This is a genomic window from Bifidobacterium pseudolongum subsp. pseudolongum DSM 20099 (assembly GCF_000771225.1).
In the GTDB taxonomy this organism is placed as follows: Bacteria; Actinomycetota; Actinomycetes; order Actinomycetales; family Bifidobacteriaceae; genus Bifidobacterium; species Bifidobacterium pseudolongum.
In genome coordinates this window covers 255,007-277,315 of record NZ_JDTZ01000005.1, presented here as the reverse complement: position 1 = coordinate 277,315, position 22,309 = coordinate 255,007, and the positions used below count along the sequence as shown (strand labels likewise).

General features: G+C 64.4%; 19 protein-coding genes. 7 read left to right on the top strand and 12 right to left on the bottom strand.

The genetic code is table 11. The annotated features are described in order from the left end of the window. Positions 1-91 precede the first annotated feature (91 nt). From OU02_RS05870 to OU02_RS05860, 3 genes are all read right to left on the bottom strand, one after another. Entirely contained in the window at positions 92-1,540 is a 1,449-nt protein-coding gene (locus OU02_RS05870) for an MFS transporter (protein ID WP_051918326.1), read from the bottom strand. A 12-nt stretch (positions 1,541-1,552) separates the two neighbouring features. Next, positions 1,553-2,509 (bottom strand): nucleoside hydrolase, encoded by a 957-nt coding sequence (locus tag OU02_RS05865; protein ID WP_033489270.1) that lies wholly within the window; start codon positions 2,507-2,509, stop codon positions 1,553-1,555. A 175-nt stretch (positions 2,510-2,684) separates the two neighbouring features. Then, positions 2,685-3,722 carry a LacI family DNA-binding transcriptional regulator gene (locus OU02_RS05860; protein ID WP_033489269.1) on the bottom strand — a complete coding sequence of 346 codons (1,038 nt, stop codon included), beginning with the start codon at positions 3,720-3,722 and terminating at the stop codon, positions 2,685-2,687. 113 nt (positions 3,723-3,835) lie between these two features. On the opposite strand from OU02_RS05860, the gene trxB reads away from it, so the two are divergent. Then, entirely contained in the window at positions 3,836-4,789 is a 954-nt protein-coding gene (gene trxB, locus OU02_RS05855; RefSeq protein WP_033489267.1) for a thioredoxin-disulfide reductase, read from the top strand. 39 nt (positions 4,790-4,828) lie between these two features. On the opposite strand, the gene OU02_RS05850 is transcribed toward trxB, so the two are convergent. The 9 genes from OU02_RS05850 to rpmH form a co-directional block, all read right to left on the bottom strand. Continuing rightward, positions 4,829-5,878: a YdcF family protein gene (locus OU02_RS05850; RefSeq protein ID WP_033489266.1), complete on the bottom strand. Its 1,050-nt coding sequence runs from the start codon at positions 5,876-5,878 to the stop codon at positions 4,829-4,831. 23 nt (positions 5,879-5,901) lie between these two features. Beyond that, entirely contained in the window at positions 5,902-7,266 is a 1,365-nt protein-coding gene (locus OU02_RS05845) for a ParB/RepB/Spo0J family partition protein (protein WP_033489264.1), read from the bottom strand. A gap of 2 nt (positions 7,267-7,268) precedes the next feature. Beyond that, on the bottom strand, positions 7,269-8,213 hold the full coding sequence (locus OU02_RS05840) for a ParA family protein (RefSeq protein ID WP_033489262.1): 945 nt from the start codon (positions 8,211-8,213) through the stop codon (positions 7,269-7,271). A 320-nt stretch (positions 8,214-8,533) separates the two neighbouring features. Beyond that, positions 8,534-9,268, bottom strand: a complete 735-nt coding sequence (gene rsmG, locus OU02_RS05835; protein WP_033489261.1) for a 16S rRNA (guanine(527)-N(7))-methyltransferase RsmG — start codon at positions 9,266-9,268, stop codon at positions 8,534-8,536. 99 nt (positions 9,269-9,367) lie between these two features. Beyond that, complete coding sequence (locus OU02_RS05830; protein ID WP_033489260.1) at positions 9,368-9,913, bottom strand: Jag family protein; 546 nt, start codon at positions 9,911-9,913, stop codon at positions 9,368-9,370. A gap of 196 nt (positions 9,914-10,109) precedes the next feature. Then, on the bottom strand, positions 10,110-11,114 hold the full coding sequence (yidC, locus tag OU02_RS05825) for a membrane protein insertase YidC (protein WP_033489259.1): 1,005 nt from the start codon (positions 11,112-11,114) through the stop codon (positions 10,110-10,112). 10 nt (positions 11,115-11,124) lie between these two features. Further along, entirely contained in the window at positions 11,125-11,409 is a 285-nt protein-coding gene (gene yidD, locus OU02_RS08575; protein ID WP_054321385.1) for a membrane protein insertion efficiency factor YidD, read from the bottom strand. A 20-nt stretch (positions 11,410-11,429) separates the two neighbouring features. After that, positions 11,430-11,804: a ribonuclease P protein component gene (gene rnpA / locus OU02_RS05820; RefSeq protein WP_022857857.1), complete on the bottom strand. Its 375-nt coding sequence runs from the start codon at positions 11,802-11,804 to the stop codon at positions 11,430-11,432. Between the two features lie 17 nt (positions 11,805-11,821). Then, complete coding sequence (rpmH, locus tag OU02_RS05815) at positions 11,822-11,956, bottom strand: 50S ribosomal protein L34 (RefSeq protein ID WP_026643891.1); 135 nt, start codon at positions 11,954-11,956, stop codon at positions 11,822-11,824. 328 nt (positions 11,957-12,284) lie between these two features. On the opposite strand from rpmH, the gene dnaA reads away from it, so the two are divergent. From dnaA to gyrA, 6 genes are all read left to right on the top strand, one after another. Further along, positions 12,285-13,862: a chromosomal replication initiator protein DnaA gene (gene dnaA / locus OU02_RS05810; protein WP_026643890.1), complete on the top strand. Its 1,578-nt coding sequence runs from the start codon at positions 12,285-12,287 to the stop codon at positions 13,860-13,862. A 498-nt stretch (positions 13,863-14,360) separates the two neighbouring features. Next, on the top strand, positions 14,361-15,485 hold the full coding sequence (gene dnaN / locus OU02_RS05805; RefSeq protein WP_033489258.1) for a DNA polymerase III subunit beta: 1,125 nt from the start codon (positions 14,361-14,363) through the stop codon (positions 15,483-15,485). Positions 15,486-15,493: 8 nt separating this feature from the next. Further along, positions 15,494-16,642: a DNA replication/repair protein RecF gene (gene recF / locus OU02_RS05800; protein ID WP_033489257.1), complete on the top strand. Its 1,149-nt coding sequence runs from the start codon at positions 15,494-15,496 to the stop codon at positions 16,640-16,642. Continuing rightward, positions 16,639-17,145 carry a DciA family protein gene (locus OU02_RS05795; RefSeq protein ID WP_022857862.1) on the top strand — a complete coding sequence of 169 codons (507 nt, stop codon included), beginning with the start codon at positions 16,639-16,641 and terminating at the stop codon, positions 17,143-17,145. Before recF ends, OU02_RS05795 begins: the two co-directional genes overlap by 4 nt. Before the next feature lie 200 nt (positions 17,146-17,345). Then, positions 17,346-19,409 (top strand): DNA topoisomerase (ATP-hydrolyzing) subunit B, encoded by a 2,064-nt coding sequence (gene gyrB, locus OU02_RS05790; protein ID WP_051125552.1) that lies wholly within the window; start codon positions 17,346-17,348, stop codon positions 19,407-19,409. A gap of 47 nt (positions 19,410-19,456) precedes the next feature. Then, positions 19,457-22,222, top strand: coding sequence for a DNA gyrase subunit A (gene gyrA, locus OU02_RS05785; RefSeq protein ID WP_033489256.1), 2,766 nt, complete (start codon positions 19,457-19,459; stop codon positions 22,220-22,222). The last annotated feature ends 87 nt before the right edge of the window (positions 22,223-22,309 follow it).

Here is a 22,309-nt window from a genome sequence, read left to right as displayed (position 1 = left end):
GTCCTTTCGGGTGGGGCGGATGAACAGGTGCGATTGTCGCGGAAAATGAGTGGGCCCGCGTCGGCAGCAGGTGCCGCGCGGGCCCGTGGGGTCAGGCCTCGACCGGACCGGGCTCGTGCTCTTCGGCCTTCGTCTCACCTGCGTAGACCTTGCGGCGGATCAGCAGGAAGACCACGAGGCCGGCGGCGATCACGATGCCGCCGATGAGCAGCAGGTTGGCGTAGCCGGCGGACGAGCCGGAGGCGCCGGTGAACGAGGAGCCGGCGAGCGCCTGCGTGGTCATGAGTCCACCGAAGATGGCGATGCCGATTGAGGCGGTCACGTTCATCACGAGGTCATTCATGCCCACACCACGGCCGGACTGGTCGACCGGCAGGGTGTCGAGCACGGTGGCCACGAGCGGCGAATACATGAGGCCGCAGCCGGCGTAGTAGACGCATGCGCACAGCGTGAGCACCCAGAATCCGGCGTTGACGGCGAACGCGGAGCCGACGAACCCGGCGATCATGAGGCACGCGGCGATCACGATCGAGGCGGTCTGGCCGATACGGCCGACGATGGCGCCCGAGCTCGTGCCCATGACGGTGGCCACGATGAAGGCCCACACGATGTACGCGGAGACCTGGCCGGTGCTCATGCCGTACACGTCCGCACCGATCGCATTGAAGATCGGCGAGATGCAGTAGTTCGTGAAGTAGAACAGCAGGATCAGGCTGATCGCGAGGAGCCAACGCACGTTCTTGAAGAACGACGGCGTGATGAACGGGTTGCGGGCCTTGGCGATGTAGATGCCGAACGCGATGAACAGCACCGCGGCCACAATGAGCATCCACCAGCTCATGTACGAGAAGAAGAGCGTCAGGAACGCCACGGCCACGCCGAAGACGGTGAAGCCGACCCAGTCGATGCGGTCGCCGCTCGTGCCATGGCCGGGCAGCCACTTCATCAGGAACGGCAGGAACACGATCGAGACGGCGGGGATCAGGAACAGGTACTGCCATGCCACCGAGCTGAGCAGGCCGGCGGCGAACACGCCGATGGCCGCGGACAGCTGGTATCCGGCGGTGAACAGGCCGAAGAAGATCACCTTGAGGTGCGTGGCGAGGTACTTGGTGGCCATGACGAGGTACACCGAGCCGGCCACCTGGCCGCCGATTGTCTGCAGCATGCGGGCGATGATGACGACCCACAGGCCACCGTTGATGAAGTACGAGGCCACGAAGCCGAAGACGGAACCCACGAACAGCGTGAGCACCCCGAACACGACCATGCGGCGCAATGAGACGAAATCGCTGAGCGACCCGTAGATGAACGAGACGATGCCGAGCACGATGCTCGGGATGGCGGTGATCAACGACGCCTGATCGGCGGCGCCCACGTCGGCGCCGATCTGCACGAAGACGAGGTTGAACCCCTGCAGGCACAACGTGCCCATGATGAACGTGATGAGCAGCATGATGAGCGCCTTGACGGCGGTGCGGCTCGCGGTGCCCGGATCGGCATACGGGTCGATGGCACCCTTGGTGGTTGCGGTGGTCATCGTACTGTCCTTTCAGGCGGCGTTGGCGGCCAACGTGGAGATGCGGGTCATGAATTCGTCGAGGAAGCGCGGCACGTCGACACCGACGGCGGCGTCCATCGTCTTGACGGGGTCGTTGAGGCGGGTCTCGTCACCGATTGTGCGCCCGCGGGTGGGGCCTTCCACGTCCACCTTCATGTTGATCGGCAGCGTGGTCACGAGCGTCGGGTCGACGGCCACGCCCACGGCGAGCGGGTCGTGCAGGCCGCAGCCGCCCAGATGCGGGGCGGTCGTCTCGTAGGCCTTGATGTAGAAATCGGTCATGTCGGCCAGGAATGCGCCCGCCGGGGTGCCCAGGTCGCGCCAGCGCTGCGTCTCCTTGTAGGTGAGCAGCGTCTGCAGCGTCACGTCGAGGCCCACCATAGTGGCGGGGATGCCCGAGCGGAACACGCGGTTGGCGGCGTCCGGGTCCTGCGAGATGTTCGCCTCGGTCCAGGCATTCACATTGCCGGGCACGGTGAGCGCGCCGCCCATCAGTACCACGCGTCCGATCTCATCGACGATTTCGGGGGCACGGGCGATTGCAGCGTCGAGGTTCGTCAGCGGGCCGGTCGGCACGTACACGAGGTCCTTGCCGTAGGTCTTCACGGCGTCGATGATGAAGTCCACCGCCGGGGTATCCTCCGCGTCGCGCGTGGAGTCCGCGATCACCGCTTCCCCGATGCCGTTCTGGCCGTGGATGAAGCTCGAGATCTCGAGCACCTGGAACGAATCCGTGGTGCTCGAGTGGTCAAGTCCGCGGTACACCTTGACTTCGGGGTGGCCGAGCAGTTCGGTGATCGCGAGCGCGTTGCGCACACCCTGCTCCATCAGCACATTGCCGTAGGTGCCGGTGATGCCAATGAGTTCCACTTCCGGACTGCCGAGCGCGTACGAGATGGCAAGCGCATCATCGACGCCGGTGTCCAGATCAAGAATCATCTTCTTCATGGGTCCGTCCTTCCTCATTGAAGTGGATCCGGCTGAGCCGGTCCGAGTGATAAAACGTTTTATCACTGTGTTGACTTCATCATATCCCTTTCACGGGGCCCGTCAAAATCCGTCAGCTGTCAGCGTGTCGCGCACCCCACCGGCACAGCCATGCGCTACACACGCCATACAAAGGTCAGCTCAGGTCGCGCACACTGCCTTTGTCCACAAGACACGGCGCAAGCACCCGGGTGCGCGGCTCGGCGAGCCACGGGTGGCCCTCGCCGGGCGCCCCGATGCGCGCCGAGAGCAGCTCCCATGCGGCGCGCGCAAGCTGTGCCACATCCTGCTCGACCGTTGTCACCTCGATCTGCATGCCGAAGCGTTCCATGATGTTGTCGTAGCCGATCACCGACATGTCCGCGGGCACAGAAAGCCCGCGTTCGCGCAGACCGCGCAGCAGGCCCATCGCCATCAGGTCGTTGCAGCAGAACACCGCCGTGGCGCCGTTGTCCACCATGGCGGCCGTGGCGGCGTACCCGCCGTCAAAGCGGTAGTCGCCGGCCACGTCGAGCGCCGGTTCAAGCGGCACGCCGGCCTGCTCGAGCACGTTGGCGAACCCGCGCCGGCGGCGGTTGGCGCTGCCTTCGCGCCCATCGCCAGAAATGCACCCAATGCGCGTATGTCCGGCCTCAAGCAGCCTGCGCGCGGCCAGGGCACCGCCGAGCACATTGTCGAACCCCGCGCCGTCGCACCACTGTGCGGACACCAGACGATCGATCAGCGTCACCGGGCACGGCACACGGCGCACGTCTTCGCGCAGTCCCACCTCGTCGGCGTATGATTCGCGCGCGGGAATCAGGAACAAGCCGTCCACACCGCGCGCCACCACATGCTGCAGCAGGTCGCGCTCCACCGCGCGCCGGTCGTTCGAATTCGCGATGACAAGCTCGTAGCCGGCCGCCTGGCATGATTCCTCGAGGCAGCGCGCGAGCGCGGCGAAGAACAGGTTCTCGATGTCGGGCACGATGAGCGCGATGAGCATCGTGCGCTTGGTGAGCAGGCTGCGCGCGTTCTGGTTGGGCACATACCGCAGCCGTTTGGCGGTTTCGAAGATCTGCGCGCGGGTCTCGTCGGAGACGCGCGCCAGCCGGTTGTTGAGCACAAGCGAGACGGTGGTGACCGAAACGCCCACTTCGTGCGCGATGTCGCGCAGGGTCGTGCGATGCGCCATGGCTCCTCCTTCCGCCGCGCGGTGTGTGCAGCCATACCCACATTATAGGGAACGGCGCATGAGCTATGAGTGGAACCGCGGAATACCCATGCCGATGCGCCTATTGTGGGAGCATGAGTGAAATTCGCGACGTCATCATCATCGGATCCGGCCCCGCCGGATACACCGCAGCCATCTACCTGGGCCGTGCAGGCCTCAAGCCGCTCGTCGTGGCGGGCGCACTCACCCCGGGAGGCCAGCTCGTCAACACAACCGAAGTGGAGAACTTCCCCGGCTTCCCCGACGGCATCATGGGCCCCGATCTCATGGAGAACATGCAGCGCCAGGCCGAACGCTTCAATGCCGAGATCGTGTTCGACGACGTCGAATCCACGCGGCTCGACGAGACGGTCAAGACGGTCACCTGTTCGGGCGGCGACGTCTACCAGGCGCGCGCCGTGATCATCGCCACCGGCTCGTACTACCGGCACCTCGATGTGCCCGGCGAAGAGGAATACTCCGGCAAGGGCGTCTCGTTCTGCGCCACATGCGACGGCTTCTTCTTCCGTGGCAAGCCGATCGTCGTGGTCGGCGGCGGCGACTCCGCGATGGAGGAGGCCGGGTTCCTCAGCCGCTTCGGGTCGTCGGTCACGCTGCTGCACCGGCGCGACCAGTTCCGCGCCTCGCAGATCATGGTCGACCGCACGCTCGAGAACCCGGCGATCGACGTGATGATGAACACGGTGGTGGAGCGCATCAACGGCGACGGCAAGGGCGTCACCTCGGTGAGCATCCGCAACGTCGTCAGCGGGGAGACGGGCGAACTGCCCGCGAACGGCGTGTTCATCGCCGCCGGCCAGGTGCCGCAGACCGCCTTCCTTGGCCGCGCAGTCGAACTCGACGACCACGGGTACATCGTCGTCGAAGGCGCCTCCACGCGCACCAATGTGCCGGGCGTGTTCGCAGCCGGCGACTGCGCCGACCCGGTCTACCAGCAGGCGATCAGCGCCGCGGGCACCGGCTGCCGAGCCGCGCTCGACGTGCAGGCGTACCTCGAGTCGCTTGTGGCCGAGGCCGCGGAGGCGTAGGGCTCGCGCCGGCGTGGCTCAGCTCGCCGGCGCGATCCACTATGCCACGTCGGCGAGCGCCGTGAGCCAGAGCGGTGCGAGCAGCGCACACAGCACGACCACCTGCCGCTTGCGCGTCATGACGACGAACGCGATAAACTCGCGCAGCATCGCGTTGAGCGAGAAATACCATGTGGCCGCCGAGCCGTAGCCGACGGCGTCCATATGCAGCCGTTTGGAGATGAACAGCGCGCGCAGCACGTGGTACCGTGTCGAGACGATTGCCGTCTTTCCGGTGGGGTCGGGGAACAGCCGTGCCGAGTATGCAAGGTTCTCCTCGGTGCTGCGCGAGCGTTCTTCCGCGATCGTCCGCGACGGGTCCGCCCCGTGCTCCAGCGCCCACGCCATCATCGCGCGCCCTTCGGGGATGTCTTCGCCGGGCCCTTGGCCGCCGGAAAGGATGAGCACGGCGTGCGGGGCATCATGCTGCAGCTGGATGCCTTTGCGGATGCGGTTGCCCAGCAGCGGCGGCACAGCCGTCCCGAAGATGCCCGAGCCCAGCACCACGATCTGCCTGAGTCCCCTCGGCTTGCCCACATGCACCAGATTGACGAACGCCGACAGGCAGTAGATCGCGAGCTGCGCGGAGAAGAACAGCACACACGCGGACGCGAGCGCGAACAGCCACGTGACCGCCGCATTGCGCACGAGCGACGCAAGATACGGGATGAGCGTCAGGTCCAACAGCACAAAGAGGCCGGCCGCAAGCGAAAGGCAATTGGCGGGCGACACACCCTCCCTGCGCAGCAGACGGCAGCCCTCCGCGGTCAGGAACACGCCCAGGAGCACGGGGAAGGCGGCGATGACGGCGGCCGCGAGCAGCCCGATCCACAGCATCACCGTGCGGATCCACTGGCTTGGCACAAGGTCCATCGTGTCGACGAAGAGGCACGCCGCGGTCACGCCGACCGTCATGATGAGCACGAACAGCGCGAATCCCGACCACAGCGAGCGGCGGTCGAACCGCACGATGAGCGCGAGGAACGCAAGCGCGCACAGCTGCGGGACCCAAAGGAACACGTATGGCGGCGTCAACCACGCGGAATGCATCAAGGCATGCCTCCAGCAGCCGCTTACTGCGGGTCGAGGAGGGCGATGATGCGGTCCATCTCCTCCGGCGACGAGAACACGATCTCGATGCGCCCATGCTGCTCGGAGCCCTTGATGGAGACTTTGGTGTCGAAGCGCTTCTCCAGATTGAGCTGGATCGGCGACCCCGCCCATGGATTGTGCTTGTTCGCCTTCGGTTTCTTCGGCTGGTCGGCCGTCTGCATGGAGACGATCTCCTCGACGCTGCGCACGGAAAGCCCCTCGTCCACGATGCGCTGCGCGAGCTTCTCCATGGCCGCGTCGCTCGGCAGACCGAGCAGCGCGCGCGCATGGCCCGCCGAGATCTGCCCCGCCACCACGCGCTTCTGCACGCTCGCCGGCAGGTTCATCAGGCGCAGCGTGTTCGCGATCTGCGGGCGTGACTTCGAGACCGACTTCGCGAGCTGCAGCTGCGTGAGGCCGAACTCGTCGATCATCTGCTGGTACGCGGCCGCCTCTTCGAGCGGGTTGAGCGCCACGCGGTGCAGGTTCTCGAGCAGCGCGTCGCGCAGCATGTAGTCGTCGGCGGTCGTCTTGACGATCGCGGGGATCGTCGCGAGTCCGGCGAGCTGTGACGCGCGCCAGCGGCGCTCGCCCATGATCAGCTCGTATTCGCTGTCCATGCGGTCGGCGAACCGGTCGCCGCCCTCCTGCTGCGGCTGGGCATGCGCCGCGCGGATCTGCTCCGCCGGGCGTTTGCGCACCACGATCGGCTGCAGTACACCGACTTCCTTGATCGATTCGGCGAGTTCGCGCAGTTCGTCGTCATTGAACACCGTGCGCGGCTGGTGCAGGTTCGGCCCGATCTGCGCGGTCTCGAGTTCCACAAGATAGCCGCCTTCGACCGGCTTGAGCCGCGGTTCGGCCGCCGGCTTCGCATCCACGCCCGCCTTCGGCGCAATCGGCGTGCCGTCGAAGAACATGTCGCTCGGGTGGGCCATGTCGCTGATCGCCGGCATCGCGGCGCGCTTCGCGGACTTGGCTGCCGGCGCCTTGGCCTGCGGCTTGGCGGGCGCCTGCGCCACCGGCTTGTGCTCGGCGGCTTCCGGCTGCAGCGTCATCGGCGCCGCGAGCTTCGAGACGGTCTCCGCATGGCGCGTCATCTCACCCATCGACGGAATCGTCGATTCGAGGGGCGAGATCGGGCCTGCCGGCATGGCGGTTTCGGCGGGCGCCGCGGGCTGCGCTTTGCGTGTGCGCGTGGGGCGCCCGGCGGCCGCACGCTTGCGTACCGGCTGTGGTGCCGGCGCAGGCTCTTCCGGTTCGACGGCCGGCTTGGCCGGCTCTTCGCCTGGCAGTGACGGAAACAGCGCACCGAGCCCTCGGCCCAAACGTGATTTCGATGCCATAATCAGTTCTCGTTTCTCCTCGACGCAAGGGTTTCCAGGACCACCGTGGACCGGCTGTTGAGCTCGTACGCGGCTTCGCGGTACGAGACCGCGCCTTTGCCGCGCGGGTCGTACGAGATCACGCTCTGGCCGAAGCTCGGCGCTTCCGAGATCTTGACCGTGCGCGGGATCGTTGTGTCGAGCACGATGCTCGGGTAGTGCGTTTTGACTTCCTCGTACACTTCGCGGCTGAGCAACGTGCGGCGGTCGAACATCGTCACGAGCATCGTGGAGACGAGCAGTTCGGGGTTGAAGTTCGACTGCACGAGGCCGATCGTGTTGATGAGTTGGCCCAGCCCTTCGAGCGCGTAGTATTCCGCCTGGATCGGGATGAGCATCTCGTTGACCGCGCACATCGCGTTGATCACGAGCAGGCCGAGGCTCGGCGGGCAGTCGACGAACACGTAGTCGTAATGCACGGGCGTTTCGGCCAGGAACGCGTCGAGCGCCTTGCGCATCAGGTTGTTGCGGTCAGGCATGTCGGCGAGCTCAAGGTCGGCGCCGGACAGGTCGATCGAGGCCGGCACCACCTGCAGTGTTTCGAATTCGGGGCACGTCTGCATCACGTCGGCGACCGTGGCGCGGCCTTCGATCACGTCGTAGACGGACGGGTCGCCCGAGTTGTGCTTGGCGCCGAGCGCGGTGGAGGCGTTGCCTTGCGGATCCATGTCCACCACGAGCACGCGCATGCCGGCGAGGGCCAGTGCCGCAGCCATGTTCACCGCGGTACTCGTCTTGCCCACACCGCCCTTCTGGTTCGCCACGGCGATGCGGCGCGTCTGCGCCGGCGGGTCGAACACGGCTTCGTTGATGCGCTCGTAGCGCGCCGAAAGCCCGGCGATCTCCGAACCGACACCGGACTGGTCGTCGGAGAAGATGCGTGCGATGGTTTCGGTTGCGCTTTCCATGCCGGGGGTGTTCCCTTGCTGAGTCACGAAGACGGACCTCCTCTAAGTCGCAATACGTTACAGTCTCTTCATTCGTATGGACAGATTCACGGGTATTTCACGGTTTCACACCGGTGTGGATTGGGTGTGGATAACTGTGGATGATGTGTGCAATATACGGCGTGACCCGTATATTGCACGGTGGGTGAAACCATAATGATTTCAATGGATTGTGGGCACTTTAACTCCACCACCCACCGATTGTGGATAACTTTTTCGGCTACACAAAACCTGTGGACAACTCACGTGAAGCCATACCATTAACGCCACTGGCGCTCCACTCAGCGCTTATCGACGATCACCACTTGCGTCGATTCGAAGCCATCGGCAACCGGCGCGGTCACCACACGGGGTTTGATGCCGCCGAAGCGCTTGATCATCGGCTTCGCCTTGTCGATCTCGGCCTGCGCGGACCGGCCTTTGAGCGCCACAAGCGCGCCCTTCGGCTCCACGAGCGGCAACGCCCATCCGGCGAGCTTCGTCATCGGCGCCACTGCGCGGCATGTCACCACGGCGAACGGGTGCGTGACCGCCTGGTACAGGTCATCGGTCACCGCAACTTTGCCACGGCCCTGGCCGTTGTGCATGCGCAGCGAGGCGATCGCCTCTTCGGCGCGGCCACGCACGACCTTCACGTTGGCCAATTCCATGGCGTCCACGCATTCGTTGAGCCATTCGATGCGCCGCTCCATCGGTTCGATCAAGGTGACCAGGCGGTCGGGCAGCATCGCGGCGATCACAAGCCCTGGGAATCCCCCGCCACTGCCCAGGTCGGCCACGGTCTTGAATTGGCGGCCTTCGGTCTTTTCCGCCACAAATGGCACAATCGCGGCGGAATTGAGCAGGTGGCGCTCCCAGATGATGTCCACGTCACGCGGGCCGATCAAGCCACGCTCCTCGCCTTCGGCCTGCAGTTTCCCGTGAAACACCTCGATTTTCGGCAGCGCCTCACCGAACACGGCCTGCAACACAGGCGAATCGGCGAGCTGCTCGTCGGTATGGATCTCGACACTCATAATGCACCATCCTATCGCGCGGCGCACCACCGGCGCGCTCAACGGAGCAAGGCGCCACGGCACAGATGCACCGGGGCGCCTTGCGTGAAACCGGAATTGTCAGTCCTCGACGATGTACTCCTCGTCGTCTTCGAACTCGTCGTCGTCCACGGCCTCGTGCTTGAGGTAGACGGTCACGTAACGCTTCGGTTCCTCGCCGTGCGAACGCGAACGCAGGCCCTCATCGCGCACCACATCGTGGATGATCTTGCGTTCGAACGAGTTCATCGGATTCAAATCCACCGGCTCGCCGGTCTCGCGCACGTCGTCGACCGCGTCGAGCGCCATGTCGCGCAGGATCTGGCGGCGGCGCTTCAAAAAGCCGTCCACGTCCACGATCAGGTGCGAACGTTCGCCGGTCTGCTGTTGCACGGCCAGGCGGCACAGCTGCTGGAGCGCGTCGACCACTTCGCCATTGCGGCCGATCAGGTGCTTGATGTCGGTGTCATCGTCGGCCACGATCTGCACCATCGGGCGGTTGTTGCGCACACCCATCTCGATGTCGCCTTCGTAATCGGCCACGTCGAGCAGACCCTCGAGGTAGTCGGCGGCGATGTCCGCCTCTTCATTGAGTTGTTCGATTGTCTTCTCGTCGTCCTGCACCATAACTGCTCCTTCGTTCATAGCCCGGGCATGGGGCCTTCAGGCGCGCCCGGGGCGATGTGCGCGGGCGCCCGTACTTACACAGGTCGTTCCCAAGTGTAAAACAACGGTATGGAACAACACGCATCGGTATCGAAAATCCCCGCGCCCTTCGGGTGAGGGGCGCGGGGATATGCATGGATTCGCAGTGGCGCAGCGCTTATTTCTTGCGGCGGTTCTTGCGCTGCGGCTGCTGGCGCTGGTGGCCCTGCGAGGCCTTGCGCTCGGCCTCCTGCTTGGCCTCGATGAGCTTCTCCTCCTCGATCGACGGCAAGCCCTTGGCGGCGCGGCGCTTGTTCTCGTTGTCGTGGTCGCGCTTCTCTTTGTCCTCCGCGGCGGGCGAACCCGGGGTCGGGAACTCGTGCAGCTGCCAGAACGAACGCAGCAGGTTGCAGATGTTGTTGGCGAGCCAGTAGACGAGCACGGCGAACGGCATGGCCACACCGGAGAAGATATACATGACGGGGAACACCCACAGCATCATCTTCTGCATGCGTTCGGTCTGCTTGTTCATCGAGGCGGGCGCGGTGTTGCGGCGCATCGTGTTCCACTGCATGTACCACAGGCACGCACACATGGCGAACACGAAGATGCCGATGACGATCTTGCCGCTTGTGCCGGCGGTGGTGAACGTGTCGGAGACCTTGGTGCCGAAGAACGTAGTCGAGGAGAACTCCTGCGCGGTGGCCACGTCAAAGGCGCCCAGTGGCGCGCGCTTGCCGCGGGCGATGTACGGAATGGCCGAAAGCACGTAGAACATGCACATGAAGACCGGGCCCTGGATGAGCATCGGAAGGCACGACCCCGCCGGATTGGCGTTGTTGTCCTTGTAGAGCTTCATCATCTCGCGCTGCATCGCCTCTCTGCTCGCGGGATCGTTCTTGCCCTTGTATTTGTTCTGGATCTTCATCATCTTCGGCTGGATCGCCTGCATGCCGCGCATCGACTTCATCTGCTTGTAGAACAGCGGGAAGACGCAGGCCTGCACCACGATCACGAGGAAGATGATCGAGAGCACCCAGGAAAGGCCCACGGCCGGCATGCCGATGAGCGTGAGCAATTTGTGGAACCAGTACATGACCTGCGTCATGAGCCACTCCACCGGGGTCAGCAGCTTGTACAGCCACCCCCAGAATCCGCTATCCAAAAGAAAATTATCCGACATATCTGGCCGTTCACTCCTTCTCGTCGTGAGGCAATGGGGTCAGCCGCGGCTCTTCGTGCGCGCGTGACCAGGAAAATCTGTAGAACAATGAGAACCGCTGCGGCACGTCATCGATGCCGCCCGCACTCCACGGACGGCAGCGCAGCAGGCGCAGTGCGGCGAGCAGGCCGCCACGGAACGCCCCGTACCGGCCGATGGCCTGGAGCGCGTAGTTGGAACATGAGGGGTAATAACGACATGAGGGCGGGGTATTCGCCGAAATCCGCCGTTGGTACCAGCGGATGCAGCGAATCATCACCTGCCCTGCATGTAATGTCACGATTGGCCTGCCGACTGATCCGTCTTCGTATGCACCGCGCGGAACAGCTGCGCCATCTGCGCGTCGAGTGACGCGAACTGCGCGCCCGCCGCACTCGGCTTGGCGCGCAATACGATGTCGCATTGCCCGGGCAGCTCATGTTCGTACCGCCGGGCGAGCACGCGAAAGCGGCGTTTGACCGCGTTGCGCGTGACCGCGTTGCCCACTGCCTTGGAAACGGCCAGGCCGACGCGCACGTCCGACCCCACGTTGCCGTGGGCACGCTCACCTGCGGCGCGCATGCGGTAATGCAACACGATGTCGTGGCTTGACACGCGGCGGCGGTGGCGCAGGACGGCTACGAATTCGCGGTGGCTCTTGAGCCGTTCCACTTCGCCGTCAGATGGAATCAGGCGGAGAGGGTCTTGCGGCCCTTGGAACGACGACGATTGATGATGGCGCGGCCGGCGCGGGTGCGCATGCGGGCGCGGAAGCCGTGCTTCATGTGACGGCGGCGGTTGTTCGGCTGGAAGGTCCTCTTCATGGTTGATGCTCCCGTTAAAACGTACGCGCCATGTTTCACGCATGGCGCTTCTTGACACAATCCCTACTAATCTACCGATACCCCTACCCCGCGGGGAGGGCGGCTCCAAGTCAGCCTACGGCACAGCCGCAACCGCAGTGGATACGCGGGGCGGAAAATCCACAGAATCGTTGCAATCTATGGGGAAACTCACAGGGACTTATCCACAAACTACACCAATGTTATTCACAAATCCAGTGTTTTCAACACGCAAGCATGTGGATAACTTCCTTCAGTCGGAGTAAACATATGCTGTTAGGTTTTTTCTGATGACAGTGGAGATGCAGCTATGAGCGGAGACAATCTCGATCCGGGCACCCAATCAGCCCTGATCTGGTCGAACGCGCTTACCCTTCTACGCGGCAACGCGACACTGTCCGCCCGGCAGAAGGGGTGGTTCGAAGGCGTGCTGCCCGAGGCGATCTACGGCACCACGATCATTTTGGCCGTGGAGAACAACGAAACCCAGCGCATGCTGCAGACCGACCTCAACTCCGTGCTGCTGCAGGCGCTCAAGGTGGCCAACGGCGGCATCGAACTGTTCCCCGCGTTCAAGATCCTGCAGTCCTCCACGCGCGCCACGCCGCCCGGGGCGCAGGTCGAGGCCGAACGCGCGCCGAGCCGTGCGAAACCGGCCGCGGCCGAAGCGGCGCCGCGCGGGTCCGCCGCCCCGGCCAAGCCCGCCACGCATTACGACGAGGCCGTGGTACAGACCTTCGAAGACATCATGCCCGGCACGAACTTCGACATGCCCGCATCCACCGGCTCGTTCCCGCAGGTGCCGATGAAGGACCGCCAGCGCAAGCCGTCACTCGACCCGGAGACGCACCTCAACCGCAACGACACGTTCGACACCTTCGTGCCCGGCGATTCGAACCGCTTCGCGCGCACCGTGGCGCTCGCCGTGGCGGAAGGCTCGGGCCAGGACTTCAACCCCTTGTGTATCTACGGCGGATCGGGCCTGGGCAAGACCCATCTGCTCAACGCGATCGGCAACTACGCGCTGCTCAAGCAGCCCGGCACGCGCGTGCGCTATGTGACGAGCGAGGAGTTCACCAACGAGTTCATCGACTCGCTGCGCGCCGACAAGGCGAGCGGGGAAAGCCGCATCAACGAGTTCAACCGCAAATACCGCGAGATCGACGTGCTGCTCATCGACGACATCCAGTTCCTGGGAGACAAGGAGTCGACGCTCGAGCAGTTCTTCCACACGTTCAACTCGCTCTACCAGAACAACAAGCGCATCGTCATCGCGTCCGACGTACCACCGAAGAACCTCAAGGGCTTCGAAGCACGACTCATCTCGCGCTTCGAGCAGGGCCTGACCGTCGACGTCAAGCCGCCGGACCTCGAGACGCGCATCGCGATTCTGCGCATGCTCGTCTCCACGAACGGCACGTATGTGCCCAACGACGTGCTCGACCTGATCGCCGAGCGGTTCACCGACAACATCCGCGAGCTCGAAGGCGCGCTGAACCGTGTGACGGCGCTCGCCTCGCTCAACAACCAGCCGGTCACGCGCATCCTCGCCGAGCAGACGCTGCAGGACTTCTTCTCGACTGACATCGAGCTCAAGCCGACCGACATCATCGGCCGTGTGGCGAAGTATTTCCACCTCACGTTCGACGACCTCGTGGGCCCCACCCGCACCAAGAACGTGACGATCGCACGCCAGATCGCCATGTACCTGACGCGCGACCTGACGAGCATGAGCCTCGTGAACATCGGCCAGGTGTTCGGCGGGCGCGACCATACCACGGTCATGCACAACTGCAAGACGATCTCGGAAGGCATGAAAGACAACCCGCAAATCTACACATACGTCACCGAGCTGACGCTGCAGCTGCGCCAGCGCATCAGCGAATAGCTTGGGTGCGCCGTATACTGGGTTATTTGTGTGCCCATCCACAGGCCGCCGTGGATGTTCCGCCGGCGCGACACACCGGCAGGTGTGCTTCGACGAAAAAAGTTATCCACATGGTTACCCACATATGTGGGTAACTTCAGGGGATAACCCGTGGAAAACTACCAAGATCGCGTGGATGCACCGTGGATGAATTCACAAAAAATGTGGATACATCAGCCACCTTCTCGCAATGGTGGATAACTCGGCTATTTATCCACATTATCCGCAGCGGTTATCCACATACACAAGTTGTCCACAATCCCCATGGTGGAAAGGCTTTCGCAGGTTATCCACAAATCCACAGCCGTTATTATTACGATTATTCCTTACCCACTTAAGACCCATCACCATCTTCATAACTCCGCGCGGCAATCCACACCAAGCAGTGAGAGAACAAGCGTGCAGACTCGCTAGAATGAACTTCAGACAGCACCACCAGTCACCAATGCAGGGAGCAACATGAAAGTCGAAGTCAATTCCGCCTCGTTCGCAGACGCCGTAGCATGGACCACGAGTGTGCTCAATGCACGCCCCACCAATCCAATCCTTTCCGGTGTGAAATTGGAAGCAACGGAGGGGACGCTGCGTCTTTCGGCGTTCACCTATGAGATTTCCGCCCGCGACCATGTGGAGGCCGGTGTGGATGAGGAGGGCACTGTGGTGGTGCCGGGCAAACTGCTTGCCGACATCAGCAAGTCGCTGCCTTCCGAAAAGGCCTACATGCAGACCAACGGATCCACGCTGCAGATCACCTCGGGCAAGTCCACGTTCACGTTGCAGCTCATGCCCGAAACCGAATATCCGGACCTGCCGCAGCTGCCCCCGCAGCTCGGCCAGGTGGACGCGCAGACCTTCACGCAGTCGGTGAACCAGGCCGCTGTGGCCGTGGCGCGCGACGAAAGCCGCCCGGTGCTCACCGGCATCCAGATGCGCTTCGAAGGCGATTCGGTCACCATGTCTTCAACCGACCGCTTCCGCCTCTCGCGCTCCACGTTCCAGTGGACGCCGCAGAGCGACGACCTGAGCGCGATCACGCTCGTCGGCGGCTCGCACCTGCGCGACATCTCCCGTTCCATCGACGAGCACCAGAACGTGATCGTCTATCTGGACCCGCAGAACCCCTCACTCCTCGGCATCGAGAACGCCGGCCGCATCTCCACCGTGCAGCTCATCGACGGCGAATTCCCCAACGTGGACAAGCTGTATGCCGACTCCTACCCCATCCACGTCGTCATCGACAAGCAGGCGCTGCTCGACGCGATCAAGCGCGTCTCGCTCGTGGCCGAACGCAACGCCCCCATCCGCATGGTGTTCGCCGGCCAGGAGCTCACGCTCTCGGCCGGCGCCGCGGACGAGGCCTCCGCGAACGAGATCCTCGACGTGGACCTCGACGGCGAAGACATCACCGTGGCATTCAACCCGAACTACCTGCGCGAAGGCCTGAGCGCCATCGCCGAACCGTTCATACGCATGAAGATGACGACGGCAATCAAGCCGGTCGAATTCAACGGCCAGCAGGAGGCCGATTCCGAGGAATCGCTCGCCTACCGCTACCTGCTCGTGCCGATGCGCTTCGGCAACTGACGCGTATCATGGTTGTTTCGCGCTTGGCGCTCGACCATTTCCGGTCATGGGATCATTGCCTGCTCGACCTGGCCCCCGGCGTCACCATCCTGCAGGGGGCCAACGGCCTGGGCAAGACCAACATCGTGGAGGCGCTCGAAGTGCTCGCCACGGGGGCGAGCCACCGCGCCACGTCGTCGCTGCCGCTCGTGCAGCGCGGCCACACGCAGGCCACGATCCGCGCGAACGTCAGCGACGAACCGGATGAGCCGCCCACCACAATCGAGGCCACGATCCGCGCGAAAGGCGCCAACCGCGCGCGCATCAACGGCGGTTCGTCTCGTTACATGCGCGACATCGCCGGCATGATCCCGCTCGTCGCGTTCACGCCGGACGACCAGCGGCTCGTGGCGGGCGATCCGGGCGCGCGCCGGCAGTTCATGAACCAGACCGCGGCGATGCTCATGCGCGGTTATGCGGATCAGCTGCAGCGCTTCACGCACGTCGCCAAACAGCGCGCGGCCCTGCTCAAACAGCTCGGCGCGGCCGAACGCGGCTTCGACGCCTACCGCGACACCGCGCTGACCGGTCTGGAGATCTGGACCGGCCAATACATCGAACTCGGCCTGCAGATCACGCGTGCGCGCATCGACCTCGTGGAGCGCCTGCAGCGGCCCTTCGCGGACCTCGTGGCACGGCTTTCGGGTGCCGGCGAACAGGCGTCGCTGCTGTATGAGCCGTCGTTCGCCGAAGTCCTCGACGGCGACGATCCGGCGGCGCGGATCAGCCAGCACTTCCAACGGCTGTATGCGGGCGAAGTGGCGCGCGGGCAGAACCTGATCGGCCCGCAGCGCGACGAGCTCGTGGTGCAGCTCAACGGCATGCCCGCGCGCGAATTCGCGTCGAACGGCGAGATGTGGACGCTCGGCCTGGCGCTCAAAATGGCCGTCTACGAGCTGCTCAATCAGGAATACGGCACGCAGCCCGTGGTGGTCCTCGATGACGTGTTCGCCCAGCTCGACGAGACTCGGCGCGCGCAGATCCTCGCCTTCGCGCAGGCGCAGCGGCAGGTGATCATCACCGTGGCCGCAGCTTCCGACATTCCGCCGATCGCCGGCGCGCACGTGATCGACGTGCACGATCTGCGCGCCCGCATGGAACACGGGGAGGACGCATGATCCGCGAACCAGTGGCGGTGGCGCTCCACCTCGACGAACGCAAACTCGGCGCGCAGGAGTTCAAACGCCTGAGCGACCGCGCCGGGCTGATCCGCGAACGGCGCATCAAGCGCGAGCAGGCGCGCGAGAACTTCGGCAAACCGGGGCGCGACGTGCGCGGGTTCGGCGGTGTGATGTCCGGATTCCTGCAGCGCGCCGGCTGGCTCCCCCACATGCAGATCGCCGCGCTGACCGAGGATTGGGCGTCGATCGTGGGCGATGTGCTCGCCGCGCACACGCGCGTGGAGCGGCTCGCCGACGGCGTGCTCACAATCAGCACGGAATCGCCCGCATGGACCCAACAGGTGCAGTTCCTGCGGCCGCAGATCCTCGAGAAAGTGCGCAAGACGCTCACCGGGCTGACCGTGGACGACGTGCGCGTGGTGGGGCCGCAGGCGCATGGGCCGGGCATGCGCAAACGGTTGTACGTACAACACAATATGAGGCCGCCGCGCGAGCGTTGATGCGGCGATGATGCGCGTGAAAATCCGCAGCGAGCCCGCTGTGCGGAGACGTCCCTATGCGCAAGTAGAATACTTAGTAGACTACCTAAACGCCTAGAAGGGCGTTTTATTTGTGTTCTAGGGCATATCGCCCTGCGCATAACCCTTCACGGCGAACGCAGAAAGGAATCTCTGTGACAGATCTTGCGGACGATTCGAAGATGGAATCCCCCGAGTCCGGCGATCCAGCCAACGACCAGCTGACCGAAGCGCAGCTCGACGATACCCTCTCGCCCGACCATTACGACGCGAGCGATCTGCGCGTGCTCGAAGGCCTTGAGGCAGTGCGCATCCGCCCGGGCATGTACATCGGCTCCACCGGCCCGCGCGGCCTGCACCACCTGGTGTACGAGATCGTCGACAATTCGGTCGACGAGGCGCTCGCCGGCTACGCCTCGCACATCGAGGTGACGATTCTGCCCGACAACGGCATCCGCGTCGTCGACGACGGCCGTGGCATCCCGGTCGACGAAGTGCCGGGCGAAGGCGTCTCCGGCGTGGAGACGGTCATGACGAAGCTGCATGCCGGCGGCAAGTTCGGCGGCGGCGGTTACGCGGTCTCCGGCGGCCTGCACGGCGTGGGCATCTCCGTCGTCAACGCGCTCTCGACGCGCGTCGACATCGAAGTGCGCCGCCAGGGCTATTACTGGACGCAGACCTACGTGAACCAGCACCCCACCGCGCCGCTCAAGCAGGGCCGTGCGATGCGCGACGACGAGACGACCGGCACCTCGGTCACGTTCTGGCCCGACCCGAAGATCTTCGAGACCACGATCTACGACTTCGAGACGCTGCGCAGCCGCTTCCAGCAGATGGCGTTCCTGAACAAGGGCCTCAAGATCACGCTCACCGACATGCGCGAAACCGAGGTGCAGGGCGACGAGGTGACCGGCGACGGCGACAACGCCGCCGAGGAGCTGCACCAGACCGTCACGTACCAGTACGCGAACGGCATCAAGGACTACGTGGACTACATGGTCAAGCTGCGCAAGGCCACGCCGATCGAGCCCGATGTGATCGACATCGAGTCGGAGGACCTGCAGATCGGCATCTCCGCCGAAATCGCCATGCAGTGGACCACCGCGTACTCCGAGTCCGTGCACACCTTCGCGAACACGATCTCCACGACCGAGGGCGGCACGCACGAAGAGGGCTTCCGCGCGGCGCTCACGAGCATGGTGAACCGCTACGCGCGCGACAAGAACATCCTCAAAGAGAAGGATGACAACCTTTCCGGCGACGACGTGCGCGAAGGCCTGACCGCGGTCATCTCGGTGAAGCTGACGAACCCGCAGTTCGAAGGCCAGACGAAGACGAAGCTCGGCAATTCCGAAGCCAAGACCTTCGTGCAGCGCGTGATGAACGAGAAGCTCGGCGACTGGTTCGATGCGCACCCCACCGAGGCCAAGAACATCATCCAGAAGGCCATCGAGGCCTCGCGCGCGCGCATCGCCGCCAAGAAGGCGCGCGAGAACACGCGCCGCAAGTCGATCTTCGAATCCGCCGGCATGCCCGACAAGCTCAAGGACTGCCAGTCGAACGACCCGAGCGAGTGCGAGCTGTTCATCGTCGAGGGCGATTCGGCAGGCGGCTCGGCCATCCAGGGCCGCAACCCGATCACGCAGGCGATCCTGCCGTTGCGCGGCAAGATCCTCAACACCGAGCGCGCGAGCCTCGACCGCATGATGAAGTCGGACACGATCGAGTCGCTCATCACCGCGATCGGCGGCGGCTACGGCGAGGACTTCGACATCGACAAGGTGCGCTACCACAAGGTCATCATCATGGCCGACGCCGACGTGGACGGCGCGCACATCGCCACGCTGAACCTGACGCTGTTCTTCCGGTACATGCGCCCCATGATCAACGCGGGGTACGTGTATGTGGCCATGCCGCCGCTGTACCGCCTCAAGTGGACCAAGGGCCCGCACGACTTCGTGTACACCGACGCAGAGCGCGACCGCGTGCTCGCCGAAGGCAAGGCAAACGGCCGCACGCTGCCGAAGGGCGAAGGCATCCAGCGCTACAAGGGTCTGGGCGAGATGAGCTATCAGGAACTGTGGGAGACCACGATGGACCCGGCCAACCGCGTGCTCAAGCAGGTGCACATCGAAGACGCGCTGCAGGCCGACGAGACGTTCTCGATGCTCATGGGCGACGAGGTGGAGCCCCGCCGTCTGTTCATCCAGCGCAACGCGCACAACGCCCGCTGGATCGACGCCTGACGCGCGGTTTTTGGAATGTGAACGGAACACTAGGTTAAGGACTTCAATTGGCAGACGAACCCACCAACACCGGCGCAGACAACGCCGACGACGAGAACGCGCTGCACGCCGGCGCACTCGAACCGCTCAGCCCGCAAGAGGCGGACAACACCGACTATGGCCTGCTCAAGGGCAACCGCGTGCAGCCCGTCGACCTGCAGGAAGAGATGCGCCAGTCGTATCTTTCGTACGCGCTTTCCGTGATTGTGGAACGCGCGCTTCCCGACGTGCGCGACGGCATGAAGCCGGTGCACCGCCGCGTGGTCTATGCGATGTACGACGGCGGCTACCGCCCCGACCGCGGCTACAACAAGTGCTCGCGCGTCGTGGGCGACGTGATGGGCAAGTACCACCCGCACGGCGATTCCGCGATCTACGACACCCTGGTGCGCATGGCGCAGGATTGGTCGATGCGCTACCTGCTCGTGGACGGCCAGGGCAACTTCGGCTCCCCCGGCGACGACCCGGCCGCCGCCATGCGTTACACCGAATGCCGCATGGCCCCGCTCGCGATGGAACTCGTGCGCGACATCGACAAAGACACCGTCGACTTCGTGCCGAACTACGACGGTAAGACGCAGGAGCCCACCGTACTGCCCGCGCGCTTCCCGAACCTGCTCGTCAATGGGTCGTCCGGCATCGCGGTCGGCATGGCCACGAACATCCCGCCGCACAACATGCGTGAAGTCGCCGACGGCGTGCATTGGGCGCTCGACCACCCCGAAGCCACGCGCGAGGAACTGCTTGACGCACTGATCGAGCGCATCAAGGGCCCTGACTTCCCCACCGGCGCCACGATCCTCGGCCACAAGGGCATCGAGCAGGCGTACCGCACGGGCCGTGGCCTCATCACGATGCGCGCGGTCGTCAACACTGAAGAGATCAAGGGGCGCATGTGCCTCGTGGTCACGGAACTGCCGTACCAGGTGAATCCGGACCGCCTCGTCGTCTCGATCCGCGAGGCTGTGCGCGACGGCAAGATCCAGGGCATCGCCGACATGCGCGACGAGACGTCGGGCCGCACCGGCCAGCGCCTCGTGCTCGTGCTGAAGCGCGACGCCGTGCCGAAGGTCGTGCTCAACAACCTGTACAAGCATTCGCAACTGCAGCAAACATTCGGCGCGAACATGCTCGCACTCGTCGATGGCGTGCCACGCACGCTGAGCCTCGACGCGTTCATCCGCCACTGGGTCAGCCACCAGCTCGACGTGATCGCGCGCCGCACCGCGTACCTCAAGCGCGAGGCCGAAGAACGCGACCACATCCTGCAGGGCTACCTCAAGGCGCTCGACATGATCGACGAGGTGATCCACCTCATCCGCAGCTCGCGCACAGTGGAAGTCGCGCGCACGGGCCTCATGGACCTGCTCACGGTGGACGAGATCCAGGCCGACGCGATCCTGGCGATGCAGCTGCGCCGTCTGGCCGCGCTCGAACGCCAGAAGATTCTCGACGAACACGACGAGCTCATGCGCAGGATCACCGACTACGCCGACATCCTGGCCCGCCCGGAACGCCAGCGCAAGATCGTGGGCGACGAGCTCGACGAGATCGTGGCCAAGTACGGCGACGACCGCCGCACGCGCATCCTGCCGTTCTCCGGCGAGATGAACGTGGAGGACCTGATCGCCGAGGAGAACGTGGTGGTCACAGTCACGCACGCCGGGTTCATCAAGCGCACCAAGGCCGACGAATACCGCGCACAGCACCGCGGCGGCAAGGGCATCAAGGGCGCCAAGCTGCGCGACGACGATGTGGTGGACCACTTCTTCCTGACGAGCACGCACAACTGGCTGCTCTTCTTCACCAACAAGGGCCGCGTGTACCGCTGCAAGGCGTACGAGCTGCCCGAGGGCTCACGCGATTCGAAGGGGCAACATGTGGCGAACCTGCTGCAGTTCGCGCCCGACGAGACGATTCAGGCCGTGCTGGCGATCCCGAACTACGAGGTGGCGAAGTACCTCGTGCTCGCCACGCGTTCCGGCAAGGTCAAGAAGACGCGCCTGAGCGAATACGATTCGCCGCGCCAGGGCGGCCTGATCGCCGTGCGCCTCATGACCGACGAGAACGGCGAGACGGTCGACGAACTGATTGGCGCCAACCTGTGCAACGCGGAGGACGACATCATCCTCGTTTCCAAGCATGGCATGAGCCTCAAGTTCCGCGCAGACGACGACCAGCTGCGCCCGATGGGCCGCCAGACCGCCGGCGTGCAGGGCATGAAGTTCCGCGACGGCGACGAACTGCTGGCGATGGACGTGGTGTGGGGCGACAGCGACAAGGACCTGTTCGTGGTCACGAACGAAGGCTTCGCCAAGCGCACCGCGCTGAGCGAATACCGACTGCAGGGCCGCAACGGCTTCGGCGTCAAGGCCGTGCAGCTCGTGGAAGGCCGTGGATTCCTTGTGGGTGCCCTTGTGGTCTCCGAAGAGGACCAGGTGATGGCGATCATGACGTCCGGCAAGGTCATTCGCGCCAACGTGAACGAAGTCAAGCGCACCGGCCGCACCACGCAGGGCGTGACCTTCGCGAAGCCAGAGAAGAACGACGAGATTATCTCGATCGCGCGCAACGCCGAAGCGGAAGACGAAGCTGACGGCGAGACGATGACGACCGAGTCTTCCGGCTCGGCCAGTTCGATCCAGCCGGCGCAGGGCGAGCCCGTGTTCGAAGTGAGCACTGCGGAGGCGAGCGGCATGCCGCTCGTCACAGAGAATTCCGAAGCGATCGAACGCACCGAGGAAAGCGGTGGCGAGGCGTCTGACGAGGCCTGAGCGGCCGCGCCACGACGTCCCCGAACGTTGGTACCCTCGACTGTGAGCCAGACCATTTCAAGGAGCAGCACATGAGCGACAATAGCG